The organism is Labrenzia sp. 5N (genome assembly GCF_012395805.1).
Lineage (GTDB): Bacteria > Pseudomonadota > Alphaproteobacteria > Rhizobiales > Stappiaceae > Roseibium > Roseibium algicola.
This window is the reverse complement of record NZ_JAAZTM010000001.1, coordinates 93,274-107,825: the sequence shown is the minus strand read 5'-3', so window position 1 is coordinate 107,825 and position 14,552 is coordinate 93,274. Positions and strand designations below refer to the sequence as shown.

At 58.9% G+C, this 14,552-nt stretch carries 13 protein-coding genes; 8 read left to right on the top strand and 5 right to left on the bottom strand.

The annotated features are described in order from the left end of the window. Positions 1-77: 77 nt before the first annotated feature. The gene (locus HEP89_RS00465; RefSeq protein ID WP_031268973.1) at positions 78-1,679 is read left to right on the top strand and encodes a peptide chain release factor 3; all 1,602 of its coding nucleotides are present in this window, start codon (positions 78-80) and stop codon (positions 1,677-1,679) included. Positions 1,680-2,128: 449 nt separating this feature from the next. Then, positions 2,129-3,598 (top strand): diguanylate cyclase, encoded by a 1,470-nt coding sequence (locus tag HEP89_RS00460; protein ID WP_168691069.1) that lies wholly within the window; start codon positions 2,129-2,131, stop codon positions 3,596-3,598. A gap of 35 nt (positions 3,599-3,633) precedes the next feature. On the opposite strand, the gene minE is transcribed toward HEP89_RS00460, so the two are convergent. Genes minE through minC form a run of 3 tightly spaced genes read right to left on the bottom strand, consistent with a single transcriptional unit; the run spans position 3,634 to position 5,605 of the window. Then, on the bottom strand, positions 3,634-3,894 hold the full coding sequence (gene minE / locus HEP89_RS00455) for a cell division topological specificity factor MinE (RefSeq protein ID WP_023000012.1): 261 nt from the start codon (positions 3,892-3,894) through the stop codon (positions 3,634-3,636). Next, positions 3,891-4,712 carry a septum site-determining protein MinD gene (gene minD / locus HEP89_RS00450; protein ID WP_006939389.1) on the bottom strand — a complete coding sequence of 274 codons (822 nt, stop codon included), beginning with the start codon at positions 4,710-4,712 and terminating at the stop codon, positions 3,891-3,893. Before minD ends, minE begins: the two co-directional genes overlap by 4 nt. Positions 4,713-4,768: 56 nt before the next feature. Further along, positions 4,769-5,605 carry a septum site-determining protein MinC gene (gene minC, locus HEP89_RS00445; protein WP_077290470.1) on the bottom strand — a complete coding sequence of 279 codons (837 nt, stop codon included), beginning with the start codon at positions 5,603-5,605 and terminating at the stop codon, positions 4,769-4,771. Positions 5,606-5,946: 341 nt separating this feature from the next. Between minC and HEP89_RS00440 the strand changes: the two genes are divergently transcribed. Continuing rightward, entirely contained in the window at positions 5,947-6,279 is a 333-nt protein-coding gene (locus HEP89_RS00440) for a hypothetical protein (RefSeq protein WP_139314017.1), read from the top strand. Between the two features lie 34 nt (positions 6,280-6,313). On the opposite strand, the gene HEP89_RS00435 is transcribed toward HEP89_RS00440, so the two are convergent. Together HEP89_RS00435 and HEP89_RS00430 are read right to left on the bottom strand one after the other, a co-directional pair. After that, positions 6,314-8,836: an ATP-binding protein gene (locus HEP89_RS00435; RefSeq protein ID WP_077290469.1), complete on the bottom strand. Its 2,523-nt coding sequence runs from the start codon at positions 8,834-8,836 to the stop codon at positions 6,314-6,316. Beyond that, on the bottom strand, positions 8,833-9,585 hold the full coding sequence (locus HEP89_RS00430; RefSeq protein WP_023000016.1) for a response regulator transcription factor: 753 nt from the start codon (positions 9,583-9,585) through the stop codon (positions 8,833-8,835). Before HEP89_RS00430 ends, HEP89_RS00435 begins: the two co-directional genes overlap by 4 nt. A gap of 231 nt (positions 9,586-9,816) precedes the next feature. Here HEP89_RS00430 and phnD point away from each other — a divergent pair, with 231 nt between their 5' ends. The 5 genes from phnD to HEP89_RS00405 all read left to right on the top strand — a co-directional run bounded on the left by phnD (position 9,817) and on the right by HEP89_RS00405 (position 14,453). After that, positions 9,817-10,794 carry a phosphate/phosphite/phosphonate ABC transporter substrate-binding protein gene (gene phnD / locus HEP89_RS00425; protein ID WP_208984471.1) on the top strand — a complete coding sequence of 326 codons (978 nt, stop codon included), beginning with the start codon at positions 9,817-9,819 and terminating at the stop codon, positions 10,792-10,794. 65 nt (positions 10,795-10,859) lie between these two features. Beyond that, positions 10,860-11,633: a phosphonate ABC transporter ATP-binding protein gene (gene phnC / locus HEP89_RS00420; protein ID WP_006939395.1), complete on the top strand. Its 774-nt coding sequence runs from the start codon at positions 10,860-10,862 to the stop codon at positions 11,631-11,633. Then, a complete protein-coding gene (phnE, locus tag HEP89_RS00415; protein ID WP_023000018.1) occupies positions 11,630-12,424 on the top strand; it encodes a phosphonate ABC transporter, permease protein PhnE in 795 nt (264 codons plus the stop codon). Before phnC ends, phnE (HEP89_RS00415) begins: the two co-directional genes overlap by 4 nt. After that, a complete protein-coding gene (gene phnE, locus HEP89_RS00410; RefSeq protein ID WP_023000019.1) occupies positions 12,424-13,221 on the top strand; it encodes a phosphonate ABC transporter, permease protein PhnE in 798 nt (265 codons plus the stop codon). Before phnE (HEP89_RS00415) ends, phnE (HEP89_RS00410) begins: the two co-directional genes overlap by 1 nt. 311 nt (positions 13,222-13,532) lie before the next feature. Next, a complete protein-coding gene (locus tag HEP89_RS00405; protein ID WP_023000020.1) occupies positions 13,533-14,453 on the top strand; it encodes a DMT family transporter in 921 nt (306 codons plus the stop codon). The last annotated feature ends 99 nt before the right edge of the window (positions 14,454-14,552 follow it).

The window sequence follows — 14,552 nt, the reverse complement described above, 5'->3', positions numbered from 1 at the left end:
CTCTGAGTGGAAGGTTGCGCCCCGGTTTTCCCGGCGTGTTTGCGCGGCCCCGCCGGATTTGGGATCAGGAGATCTTCATGACTGGCCTAAACGGCACGGCGCCTTATCAGTCCCGGCGCACCTTCGCGATCATTTCACACCCGGATGCCGGTAAGACGACCCTGACTGAAAAGCTGCTGCTTTCAGGCGGCGCGATCCGGGCAGCCGGTCAGGTGCGTGCTCGCGGCGAGCGCCGCCGCGCAAGGTCCGACTGGATGAAGATCGAGCAGGAACGCGGCATTTCCGTCTCGTCTTCCGTCATGACCTTCGAGCGCAAGGGCATCGTCTACAATCTGCTCGATACTCCGGGTCACGAGGACTTCTCCGAAGACACCTATCGCACGCTGACTGCCGTCGATGCGGCCATCATGGTGATCGACGCTGCAAAGGGTATCGAAACCCAGACACGCAAGCTGTTCGAAGTCTGCCGCCTGCGCGACATCCCGATCATCACCTTCGTCAACAAGATCGACCGTGAAGGCCGGCATGCGCTGGAGATTCTGGACGAGGTACAGGAGGCGCTGGCTCTCGACGTCTCTCCGCAGACATGGCCCGTCGGGATGGGCTCGGACTTCTTCGGTGTCTATGACTGGCAGAAGAAGAAATTCCACACGTCCGACGGCGAGCGCGGTGGTGCCTTTACCCAGACCAAGGACGTTTCCGGTCTTGATGACGAGGTCCTGACCGGCACCGTGTTCGACCGGATCATGGATGAACTGACCGAGAACGTCGAACTGGGCGCCGAAGGCTACGCCGAATTCGACAAGGAAAGCTTCCTGGAAGGGCACCTGACGCCGGTTTTCTTCGGCTCGGCGCTGCGCGACTACGGCATCGAGGAAGTGCTCGATTTCATCGCCGACTTCGCCCCGCCGCCGCATTCGCAGCCGGCGACAGGCGGGCGCACAATCATGCCGCAGGAAGACAAGGTCACGGGCTTCGTCTTCAAGGTGCAGGCAAACATGGACCCCAAGCACCGCGACCGCATTGCCTTCGTGCGCCTGTGCTCCGGCACCTTCAAGCGTGGCATGAAGCTGAAGCACGTGCGCGCCGACAAGCAGATTGCCGTTTCCGCACCGATCTTCTTCTTTGCCGAGGAACGGGAAATCGCCGACCTTGCCTATCCGGGCGACGTCATCGGTGTTCCCAACCATGGCCAGTTGCGTGTTGGCGACACATTGACCGAGGGCGAGAACATCCACGTCACCGGCCTGCCGGCCTTCGCACCGGAAATCCTGCGCCGTGTACGCCTGTCCGACACCATGCGCGTCAAACAGATGCGCCAGGGCCTTCAGGACCTGGCAGAAGAAGGTCTGGTGCAGATCTTCAAACCGGATCTCGGCTCCAACTGGATCGTCGGCGTGGTCGGCGCACTGCAGCTTGATGTCGTGGTGGATCGGCTGAAGGCGGAGTATGGCACTGAAATCGGCTTCGAAGCAGTGCCTTACACCACCGCCCGCTGGATCGAAACCGACAGCCAGACCCTGCAGAAGATGCTGGAAGGCCACCGCATGTCGATCGCCAACGACCGTGACGACAAGCCGGTGTTCCTGTTCAAGAACGCCTGGGAAATCGGTCACGTAACCGAAAAGTTCCCGGACGTGAAATTCCGAGAAACCCGCGAGATCGTCTACGAGGCGTAACCGGAAAACCCGGCTCCAGCTTTTCTCCGTTCACTGAACCTCAGTGTTATTGAGCTGGGGCGACCTCAGGGGCTGAGAGGAATGAGCATGGGAGCCGGACCACCTGGCTGGCCTCAACCTTTATCCGGCTCTTCGCCGCGCCCGACGAACTGTGCGCTGTCCACGGGGGGCTATGTTATCTCGCTTGGGTTTTTCACAAGAAACGATTTCGAGTTTCAGAAGTTGGCTCGTGACTAATGCGTATTCATGAAAGTTGTTTTGAGGATAATTTATTGTAATTTTTAACGGTGATTGTCATTCAGGTCGAGTATTTGTGAAATATTTGGCTAAGTATTGATTTTAAATAATATTTCTTGTGTTGATAGAGCTGAAAGGCTTCTCTAGGATACTTGCAGCTGCCGGAATATAGGTATTCCAGCTGGAATGCAGCTAAGAGAGCGAATAAGCAAGTGCGATACGAGCCTGTCGGGCATGGTTCGCCGCCGCTTCAAAAGGTCAAGGGCGAAGCGCAAGCGGTAGAAATCCGCCGTCTGTCCAAGCCGTTCTGGATAACCGTGATCATCAGCGCGGTGAGCCTGATGGCATTTGTGTCGTTCCTTTCCTGGACCCTTGACCGCAATTCCATCCGATCTTCAGAACATATTTTCACGGCCATGCTTGGCGATCGCTCCGATCATCTGGCGGACATCACGCTTGAGTACGGCTATTGGAACGACGCGGTCGAAAACCTTGTCGAATCCTTTGACATGACCTGGATACGGGAAACCTTTGTCGACTACATGCAGGAAGAACTGCAGATCGACGGGATCCACCTGCTGGATGGCAACAACCAGCCCAAGGTTCATGTGGTGGAAGGCAAGGTCGCCAATACGGACTTGCGGGTTCGCTATGGGCCTTCGATGAGCGTTCTGATTGCCGATGCCCGAAATACGCCGCAGGATGAGGCGCCGGTTCCGGCAACAGGTCTGGTTGGGAACCTTGAGACGCTTTACCTCGCCAGCGCTGTTTTGCTGACGTCCTACACAGAGGACAGCGACACCAGTACCGATCATGTGCTGGTCTTCGCACGGCCTATCAATGCCTCAGTCCTGGCGGATATGGCGGAGAAATATCACTTGCCCGGTCTTGGGTTGGCGCAAATACCCCCGGCCTTCTGGCAGGCTGGATACGACATTGAGACCGTGGACAGGCGGCACCTCGGGTTTTTCGTTTGGAACCCGGAACTGGCCGGATTTCGGATGTTGCCTCTTCTGGCCCTTGGGGTGCTGGCGGTCTATCTCGGCATGTACTTGTCAGCGCGCATGTTCTTCCACCGTGCAACAGATACAGTCCGGGCGCTTGCGGAAGCCAAACACCAGGCGGACAAGGTCAAGGAACTGCTGGCCAATCAGGTCAGGAGCGACCCTCTGACGGGGTTGGGCAACAGGCGATTGCTGGATGAAAAGCTGGCGCTCCTGCAGGACGTCAAGCCGTTGGCGGACGGTCACGCGCTGCTCTATGTCGACCTTGATCGGTTCAAGGAAATAAACGACACCTACGGCCATGAAACAGGGGATCTGGTGCTTTTGCATGTCGCGGAAGCTTTGACCGGCCTTGTCAATGCGGACGACACGGTGGTCAGGCTGGGCGGGGATGAGTTCGTCATTGTGTTCGGCAGGGCACGGCGCGAGCGGGTGCTTTCGGCAAGCCGGGCAATCGTGGAACAACTCAGCCGGCCAGTGAACCTTGACGGCGCCACCTATACGTTCGGGGCCAGTGTCGGCGTCGCTTTTTCGCACAAGCCTTCGGAACTGCTTCGCCAGGCGGATGTTGCACTTTATTCGGCGAAACGGCGGGGCAGGGCACAGGTCGCGGTCTATTCTTCCGACCTGCTGGATTTCCGGCATGTCCCCATTCAGTCGGCAGCTCAGCCAGGCTGATAGGAAAAGACCGGCCAGAAGGCCGGTCTTGAACGTCAGGAGGCTTTCGCTGGCGGCAATTCGATATCGATGCCGAGCGTGGTGACGTCACCGGTCCTGTCCATTTCGAGACGGACGGAGTCCGGGTCGATCGCAACGCGCTTTGCCACGACGGCCAGGATGTCTTCCCGCAGACTTGAGATCAGGACCGCGTCGGAGCCGTCGTCGGCCCGTTCGTGCGCCAGCAGAATTTGCAGCCGGTTCTTGGCAACAGAGGCACTTTCACCTCTTTTGCCAAAGAGGCTCAGGATGTTCATGCGGCCCTCCCCTTGAAGAACTTGCCGAACAGGCCCTTCTTTTCCTCAGGGATCGTGACCGGGATATTTTCACCCAGCAGACGGCGCACGGCCTCGGTATAGGCCTTGGCAGCAGGCGAATTTTCGTCCGACAGCGTGATCGGCAGACCGACGTTCGACGCTTTCAGCACGTCCTTGCTTTCCGGCACGACGCCGATGAGCGGCACGGAGAGAATGTCGACGACATCGTCGGTTGCCAGCATGTCACCAGTCTTGGCACGCTCGGTGTCGTAACGGGTGATCATCAGGTGCTTCGGCATCCGGCCGCCGTCTTCGGCGATCTTTGTCTTCGCGTCGAGCAGGCCGATGATCCGGTCGCAGTCGCGTACGGACGACACTTCCGGGTTGGACACGATGATGGCCTCATCCGCATGGCGCATCGCCAGCGTCGCGCCGCGTTCGATGCCCGCAGGGCTGTCGCAGATCACCCAGTCGAAATACATCCGCAATTCGCTGATGACGCTGGCAACGCCCTCTTCGGTCAATGCATCCTTGTCCCGGGTCTGGGAGGCCGGCAGCAGGTAGAGGTTGTTCAGCTTCTTGTCGCGCACCAGCGCCTGTTTGATCGAAGCTTCGCCGCGCACCACGTTGACGAGGTCGAACACGACCCGCCGTTCCGCACCCATGATCAGGTCGAGGTTGCGCAGCCCGACGTCGAAGTCGATGGCGCAGACCTGGTAGCCTTCTTTGGCAAGCGCCGAGGCGATAGCTGCGGTGGTGGTGGTTTTGCCCACGCCGCCCTTGCCTGACGTGACCACAACGACAGTAGCGTTGCTCATGGTGTTCGTCCTGTTTTTGTTGTCAGTCCGGCGGCCTTCTGCAGCCGGCCCTGTGGTTAGTTCAGCTCTTCAAAGACGAGGGTTTCGTTTTCGAAGCGGATCTGCGCAGGTGCGTTGCGCAGGGCGCCATCGAAATCGTCCGCGACCTTGTAGAGCCCGTTGATGGAAACCAGCTCCGCATCCAGCTTGGAACAGAAGATACGGGCGCTGTCTTTCCCTGCGACACCGGCCAATGCACGTCCGCGCAGGGCGCCGTAAACGTGTATCGAGCCACCGGCGATTATTTCGGCGCCGGAACTCACGGAGCCGATGACAGTGACGTCGCCTTCCGGATGCAGGATGCTCTGGCCCGAGCGCACCGGTTCGGTAATCACGATGGAAGATCCGCTTGCGATGCTGGCCGGCGAGGTTTCCCACGCTTCCGGTTCGACATCGCTGTCACCGTTTGCCTTGCTCTCCTTGGCTTTGGGCTCAGCGGCTGTCTTCTTGGACTTTGCAGTTGTGTTCCTGGTCGAGCCATCTGCGTCCTTGGCGTCCGGCTTTTCGGTTTCAGAACCGTTTCCAGCCGCGGCCGAAGCGTTTGCAGGGGTCGGGACATCCACGTCGGACGCCAGACGGCCACCGGAAAAGCTCGGCGGCATGCCGGCTTTCAGGCGTGTTCCGGCGACACCGTCGATTCCCATCACCCGGATCGAGCGTTCGGCAAGTTCGGCAAGAAGCTGTTCCAGCTCTTCAATCGGAATCTTGGTTCCCCGAACGTCCAGAATAATGGGCCGGTCGATGAAAAATCCCGGTGAGCGTTCGATGATCCGGTCGATTTCACGGAACCAGTCCGCGAAGGGCGGCTCCGGGCTCAGAACGATGGCAATGAAGGATTTTCCCTTGAACTTCATCAAAGAGTCCGGCGGCACAATTGGTCAGGTTGATTTGGTCGGATAAACCTATCATTAACCGAACCGGACAATCGGGCAGGCGACCGTTTTCCACCGATATCAATTTTCATCAGATATTTCAGATAATTGGCTCTTCCACCCAGTGCGCTGGTCAATTGCAATGGCTCCCTCTTGCCAAAAATACCAAGAGAACCGCCAAGAATCGCAGCATTGCGTTGCTGTCCGCCTGCTTTGCCGGCGCATTGGTTAACTCAATTCCCGTAAAGAACTGGATTTTTGCCATATTGCAGTGCAAAATGTAGGTTCTGGTGTTTGGGGCGCAGAGCGTCTTGGGGAAAAGAATGAGTAACTTCAGTGATATGATGACATATCTCGGTCTCGATACGAGTGAGGCTGCGATGGTGCTCAATGTATCTGAAGATGAAATTCTTCGCTGGTGCAATACGAGCGAGGCTCCTCCTATCCATATCTGGCAGGGCCTTGTGCGCATGCTCGACGAAATCCGCCTGTCGGCCGAGGAAGCCGCCAAATCGGCCGATCTCGATCATCTGGATGCAACGGACCTCAACCGGATCAACCTGATGGTGCCTGGCGGAACCACGTCGGATCTTGCAGGCCCGAAGCGGGCCGCAACTGCGCTCGCGGTCGCGACACTGGCACGGGTCTTCGTTTGATCTGAACCGAGCCTTCGGTTCGGTTCGCGCCTGCTCAGGCAGGTGCGTTGAGCTGCATACCGATCTTTTCGGCCAGGGCTTCCGCATCCACCGGCTTGGGCAGCTTCGAAAAACGTTCCGGAAATCTGTCTGAAAACTGGTCGTCCTGTGGCAGATGCCCCGAAACGGCAACGACCCGGCAATCGGGGTGCGTATCGAGAGCTTTCGCCACAAGGTCCCAGCCCGAGTGACCATTGTCGAGCTGCAAGTCCGTCACCACGATCGAATAGGCCATGTCGCGGCCAATCCTGACCTTGGCATCCTCAAAACAATGCTCTGTCGTCACCTTGTACCCGAACCTTGTCATGAGGTCCGATATCGCAGCTGCCGACCTCCGGTCGTCATCAACCACAAGAGCGTGCCCGATCCCGTTCCCGGCCACGGTCTCGACAGAATGGGAGGTTTGTCCACGAGGCTGCTGGGGAAAGGTCAACGTTACGCAGGTTCCGTGTCCCGGCTGCGATGCAATGTGGATGGTGCCGCCTGACTGGTGCGCGAACCCGTGCACCATGGACAGCCCTAGGCCCGTGCCTTCACCGTTCGCGCGGGCGCTGAAGAAAGGCTCTGCGGCCTGGCGCAACGTATCTGCATCCATGCCGCAGCCATCATCCTGCACCGAGAGCGAGATCGTCCCGTCTGTCTGCCGCGTCACGGCAATTTCGATATGTCCTTCGTCTTCGATGGCCTGACCTGCATTGACGCACAGGTTCAAGATGGCGCTTTCCAGCTGGCCGGGGTCGATCCGCGCATGCATCGGGCCTTCGTCGCACCTGATCGTCAACGTTACGGTTTCGGGCAGGGCCATCGACAACAGGTCTTCCATGCCTTCCGCAATCACGGCGATATCGGTTTCGATGGGGGCGAGGTGTTGTTTGCGGGCGAAGGCCAGAAGCCTCTCGATCAGCGAAACACCGAGTTCGACGGCGTCATTGATCCTTGCTTTCAGCACGGAGGCCTTGGGGCTAAGCTCGCCCTCCAGCATGTGAAGATTTCCGGAGATCGTGGACAGAATGTTGCCGAAGTCATGGGCAACTTCGCCTGTCACCTTGCCGAGGCTTTCCACTCGCCGGATTTCTTCCAGCCGTTCGTCGATCCTTTTGCGTTCCGTCGTTTCGGAAAACAGCCAAACCGAGCCGCCGTCAGGCAATGCCGACTGGCGCACTTCCAGCACCCGGCCGGTGGTGTCGGCGTATTCGCCAAATCCAGCGCGGTCGTTTTCATTGGCGCGGCGCTCGAACGGTGACTTTTCCAGAAGTTCCGGCAAAGTCATGCGTTTGCCGCGGCCAGCCCTTTCAAGGCGCAACAACTCCCGGACACGATCATTTTCGGCCAGGATCTGCCCGGTTGGCGACAGGACCGCGACACCGTCGCTTATGTTCTGGAAAACGGTGATGAAAAGCTCGTTTCGACGCCAGACTTCCCTGGTTTTCCGTTCCAGGCGCAGGGCGTTGGACCGGAACTTGCGGAAGGCTTCGGACAACTGCCCGATTTCGTCCGACGAGCTTGCCTTCTTGGGGAGCCGAGCCTTCAGGTCTCCAGCCGCCAGCCGCCGCATGACTGCGGTAATCTGGTGCAGGTTGCGAACCACGTAGCGGGAGACAAACAGGGCGGAGCCGATGGCAACAATCAGGCTGATGCCGGTCAGGACAAGAATGACGGCCTTTGCAAAGGTAATGCTGGTCGTTGTCTTGTCGCGTGAAACGCGAAGCCGCAGCTTTGTGTCCGTCACCTTCTGAAGGGCGTAGGCGTTCACCTGCGCGAGCTCGGTGCGAATGCGGAAGAGCGCGTTTTCGGCATCGAGCTTGGCGGCGAGGCTGGCATAACGCAGCGAGAACAGGTCGCCCCGCCGCATCACGGCGTCATCGACCTCGGCCAAGGCGGCGCGTACGGCGGCAGGGGCATTGGAAGCAATGTCCTGACGGATACGCCGGAAGCTGCTTTGCTGCTCGCCGACCTTGATCAGCTCCTGACTGCGCAAGGCACCAATGGCCGCCATGACCAGTTGCTGCAGGGCTGACCAGTTCTGACGGTCCTCAGGCGATTGGTCCCGAGATTGTGCGAGCCTCCTGAAGCGTTTTTGAAGGCGCTCCAGATCCTGATCGATCAATGCGAGCTCTGCAGCGTTCCTGCCTTGTGGAACCATTGCGCGGGCCAGATCGGTGATCGCGACCCGGATGCGGGCAAGAGGCCTGATGAGGTCGGGATCGCCACCACCCAGTGTCTCGATGTGATCAAGCGTTGCGAGAATTCGTTCGGCCTCGCTTTCCAGCTGGAAGCTGGGGCTGAGTGTCATCAGAAAGGGCGCGGAGGCGGCCAGTTTCGACGCGTTGCCGGAAAGTTCCAGGGCGTCGGAAACGTCGCTCAAGGTCTGGTCGTGAAATGTGCCGAGCTGCTCTTCGGCGCTGTTGAGAGTGATGAGGGCAATGGCCCCGACAACCATGACCACGACAAGAAGCAGGCCGATGGAGGAAAGCAGCAGCGAGCGGATACTGGGCTGGCGGAGCCGGGACGTGCTCATGGTCCGTCCGCCTGCAGGACGAAGATATATCCCTGTGCGCGGCGGGTCTGCAGATGAACGGGCTTGGACGGGACATTCTCGATCTTGCGGCGCAGCCTCAGGATCAGGACATCGATGGTCCGGTCGACATAGCGCTGCATGTCGCTGCCGATCTCGCGCATCAGGTCCGTACGGGGAATGATCCGGTCCGGGTTCTTCACGAAATATTCTAGGAGGACATATTCCGCATTGGTCAGCGGGATCTCGTCGCCGTTACCGTCAAGCAGTTCCCTGCGTTTCAGGTTCACCCTCTTGTCGCCGAAGATGATCTCCTGATCCTTGCCGGCTTTCGCAGCTGAAACGCCATGCCCGTAGCGTCGCAGAACCGCGCGGATGCGGGCGACGAGTTCGCGCGGATTGAACGGCTTCATCAGGTAGTCGTCAGCGCCTGTCTCAAGGCCGATGATCTTGTCGATCTCGTCGCCCACACCGGTCAGCATGACGATTGGAAGCTCGCTGGTTTCGCGAATGTGAATGGCAAGGGTCAGACCGGATTCGCCCTTGAGGCGCAGGTCAATCAGCGCGAGGTCGAAATCCTGGGGACTGCCAGCCGCCTTGAAGCCGTCGCTGTCCTGAAACGCAACCGGTTCGAACCCGCTTGCCTCCATGAGAGCAGACAGGGTTTCGCGCACATCCGCGTCATCATCGATGATGGCAATCACCGGTCTTGTCGCGCTTGCATCCATGCCGTCGCTCTCTTGCACCTTCATGAGCTGTCTAACACAAGGACCAGGTTGCGAGACCAGAATCTCGTTACAATTGTTTCACCCGCCCATGGGTGGTTGTAACACTGTTAACAAAATAGGGCTGTCCAACAGCTTCTGTTAACACTTCGCCGCTCGTTTTCCCTCGCCACATCCCGCTAGGCTGAAGTCGATCTTTCAAGAGCCTTGCGGTGCGATGCGCTGTGAGGTGCGAGTGATCTGTAATGGGAGGAAAATATGAGAAATATGCTGGCCCGGCTCGGTTCCGTGGCTTTTGTGACCGGTTTTGCCCTTTCGTCCGCTTATGCAGCTGAATGCGCGAACCAGGGTGCACTTGATAGCATCTATTGCGATGCCAACGGCGATCTTGTCGCCGATGCCCCGTCCGATCCGGCCAAACTGAGCAACCCGGACACGCTCGTCTTCGCCTATACACCGGTTGAAGATCCGGCCGTTTACGCCGACATCTGGGCACCTTTCATCGAGCATCTGGAAACCGTTACCGGCAAGGACGTGCAGTTCTTCGCCGTACAGTCGAATTCGGCTGAAGTGGAAGCCATGCGGTCCGGCCGTCTGCATATCGCGGGCTTCTCGACCGGCCCGACGCCTTTTGCCGTCAATCTCGCCGGTGCCGTGCCGTTTGCGATCATGGGCAGCGAAGACGGTCAGTTCGGCTACCGCCTTCAGATCTACACCCAGGCCGACAGCGATATCAAAACGCCTGCCGATATGAAGGGCAAGCGCATCGCGCACACGTCTCCGACGTCCAACTCGGGCAACCAGGCGCCGCGGGCCCTGTTCCCGGACCTCGGTGTCGTGCCGGATCAGGACTATGAAGTCATCTATTCCGGATCCCATGACCAGTCGATGCTGGGTGTCGTTGCCGGCGACTATGACGCCGCACCGGTCGCCTCCGAAGTTGTTGACCGCATGGCGGAACGTGGCCTTTACGATCCGGAGGAAGTGCGCATTGTCTGGGAAAGCGATCCGTTCCCGACAACCTCCTTCAACTATGCCCACGACCTGGACCCGGCCCTCGTTGAAAAAATCAAGGAAGCGTTCTTCAGCTTCGACTTCAAGGGCAACAAACTGGGTGAGGAATTCGAGGGCGTAAGCAAGTTCGTCCCCATCACCTACAAGGATCAGTGGGCTGTCATCCGGCAGATCCAGGCCAGCAACGGTGTTGAATACACGCCGCAAGGTCTTGCCAAGTAAGACAACTGGCTTTGACGGCCCGCCGTGAGTTGAACTCCGGCGGGCCGGTTCAATCGAGGTAAAACATGCTAAAGATAACAAGCCTTGTGAAACGTTACGGGGCCGGGGATCCTGTGCTCAAAGACCTGGACCTCGAGGTTCCCGGTGAAGAGGTCGTCTCCGTGATCGGCTCTTCGGGGGCAGGCAAGAGTACTCTGCTTCGCTGCATCAACCGGCTGGTCGAGCCGACCTCCGGCAAGATCTTCCTGAATGGCACCGATTTCACCAGCCTGGGCAAGCGCGAGCTGCGCGTCGGCCGCCGCCGCATCGGCATGGTGTTCCAGAGCTTCAATCTGGTTGACCGCCTGACCGTGATGGAAAATGTCCAGAGCGGGCGCCTCGGTTACATCTCGACCTGGGCAGCGCTTTCGAGACGTTACCCCAAGGAAGACATCCGCAGGGCCTATGAGCTCATGGAGCGGGTCGGGATCGCCCATTACGCCAACAAGCGCGCGGACGAACTTTCAGGCGGCGAACGCCAGCGTGTCGGCGTTATCCGGGCGCTGATGCAGCAACCTGAAATCCTTCTGGCCGACGAACCGACAGCTTCTCTCGACCCGAAGACCTCGGAACAGATCATGACGCTGCTGCGGGACCTCGCACGCGAACTGAAGCTTCCGGTGATCATCAACATTCACAACGTCAATGAAGCCAAGGAATTCAGCGACCGTATCGTCGGCATGCGCTATGGGCGGATCATTTTCGACGATCTGCCGGATGCCCTGACGAAGGACGCGATGCACGAGATCTACGCCGGTGTTCCTCACGAAGACCGGCAGATGGAAGGCGCTGCGGCATGAGTACGGCGAGGGATACCTGGCGCAAGCAGCCCTTCATCGCCAACCCGCTATTGCGCTACGGCCTTTATGTCGCAATAGCGGTCTATATCGTGACCACCTTTGCGACGCTGCCGATCGACTGGGACCGTATGATGCAAGGCTTGAGCCGTGCAGGGCGGATCTTCGGCGGGGCCTTCCCGCCCAGCTTCCAGCGCAGCGAGTTGCTCATCGACGGGTTTATGGAAAGCCTGAAGATCGCGATCCTTGCAACTGTCGGCGGCATCCTGCTGTCGATCCCGATCGCTTTCATGGCGGCCAGGAATATCGCACCGCTCCCGATCTATTATTTTGGCCGGGCGGTCATCATCATCGCACGAAGCTTCCATCCGGTAATTGTCGCCATCATCTTCGTGAAAGCGGTTGGTTTCGGTCCCTTCGCGGGTGTCCTGACGCTGATCGTCTACTCCATCGGCTTTGTTGCCAAGCTGCTGGCGGAAAAGATCGAGGAAATCGATCCGGGGCCCGTCGAAGCCATGAAGGCAGCGGGCGCACCGTTCCTGTCCACACTGGTTTACGCGGTGTTCCCGCAGATCATGCAGCGCCAGATCGGACTCGGCATCTATCAGCTCGACAGTAACCTGAGAGCCTCGGCGGTCGTCGGTATCGTTGGCGCAGGTGGCATCGGCGCCACCCTGGCGAATGCATTCGGGCGCTACGACTACGACTTCGCCCTGGCCATCACCATGGTCATCGTGGGTGCCATCCTGATTTCCGAAGCCGTCAGCGGTGCAATCAGAAAGCGGATCGCATAATGGAACAGGTACAGCTCCAAGACTGGGCGCGTTATACGCCGGCCCAACGGTTTCAGCGCTACGGCTACTTTGCCCTGACCGCACTCGTCGTTGCCTGGGCCCTCGGCAGCGTCAACATCATCTGGGCGTGGGTGTGGGACGCGCCGACCCAGATGGGCGATCTTTTCAGCCGCATGGTGCCTCCAGACCCGACCCACCTCGACCAGATTCTGAGTGCGTTGTGGGAGACGGTAAACCTTGCCACAATCGCCACGGCTATGGCGGTCGTGCTGGCTCTGCCGGTGGCCTATATCGCCGCGCAGAACACCACGCCGAACGCACTGACGCTGTGGCTCGGCCGGTTCATCCTGGTCTCGTCGCGTTCGGTGAACACGATCATCTGGGCCCTCTTGTTCGTGGCAATCTTCGGCCCGGGTGTTGTTGCCGGCATCGTTGCAATCATGTTCCGTTCCATCGGCTTCCTGGGCAAACTTCTGGGCGAAGCCATCGAGGAAATCGATCCGAAACCGGTCGAGGCGCTGAAGGCGTGCGGCGCAAGCCATTTCAAGGTGGTGCTCTATGCCATCGTCCCCCAGGTCATGCCGACCTTCTTTGCGGTGACTATCCTGCGCTGGGACATCAACCTGCGGGAATCAACGGTTCTCGGGCTGGTCGGGGCAGGGGGCATTGGTGTGATCCTGCAAGGGGCCATCGATACCTTCAACTGGCAGGAAGTCTCCATGGTGCTCCTGGCCATCATCGCCCTGGTGGTAGTGGGAGAGGTCGTATCGTCCTACCTGCGGCGCAAGATCCTCTGAAAAGAGCCGGAACCGGTTGCCAGGATTGAAAAGCCGGTTTGGCAAACTGAAAAAGATGGCGCGGCAGCGGGAAACCTCTGCCGCGCCATTTGCTTTGTGGAAACTCTTCGTCATTTGGTCCGAAACCCGTCTGAAACGAAGCGGCCTTTCTTGAACTTTTCTTCGTTTCAGTGATGATCGAAACAAGACATTGCCACCAACCGCTGATTTGCCATCACCGCTCGGCTGACGAAACAAGACGTCACGTCCGGAACCAGCCCAGCAACCGTCCGGTTTCTGCGGGCGGCCATCACACCATTAAGGCCCGGCCTATGACTGAATCGCTCAAGGGACTTGCCGCCGCGCTTCTCGCATTTGCCCTGTTTTCCACGCATGACGCCATCATCAAGGAACTCGGTGGCAGCTATCCGGTCTTTCAGATCATCTTCTTCACGATGCTTTTTGCCTTCGTGCCGATGTCGATGATGATGCTGGCAGACAAGGCGGTCGACAATTTCCGTCCAAGACACCCCTGGCTGGTGCTGTCGCGGGCAGGCCTGGCCATTATCGCCATGTCCTGCGGGTTCTACGCCTTTACGGCGCTGCCGCTGGCCGAGGTCTATGCATTGCTGTTTGCCATGCCGCTTCTGATCACCGCCTTGTCCGTACCGCTGCTTGGTGAGACCGTGCGGGCGCAGCGCTGGGCTGCCGTGATCGTCGGTTTGATCGGCGTTCTAATCGTTTTACGTCCCGGCGTGACGGAGTTGACCCTAGGCCATGCAGCTGCCCTGACAGCGGCCTTCGCCAATTCGCTTTCCACCATTCTGGTGCGTAAACTCGGCGGCAAGGAACGTCCGGCCGTCCTGATCCTCTACCCGATGATCCTGTCCATGATGGCCATGTCGATGACGCTGCCGGTCTTCTATGTGCCGGTGGAGCTTCTCGACCTCGGACTTATGGCGGCGATCGGCTTTCTCTCGGTCATTGCCCAGTTCCTGACGATCTCGGCCTACAAGGCCGCGCCGGCCGCGGTCGTGGCACCGCTGCAATACAGCCAGATCCTCTGGGCAAGCCTGTTCGGCATGCTGTTCTTTTCCGAAACACCGGATTTCTACGTCGGCCTCGGTTCTGCAGTCATTATTGCCTCGGGTATCTTCGTCGTGTGGCGTGAGAGCCGGGAGAATGTCTCTGTACAGACCCCGGTCCTGAAAACCGCCAACCCGCGTTTCGATACGGGCCCGCAGCCGAAGTAGGGGGCGAGGGAGACTGGCTCCCAACTGGCGGCTATCCGGACGTCCCAAAATACGACAGCCTCATCCTGAGGAAGCACGTGAGCGCTGTCTCGAAGGATG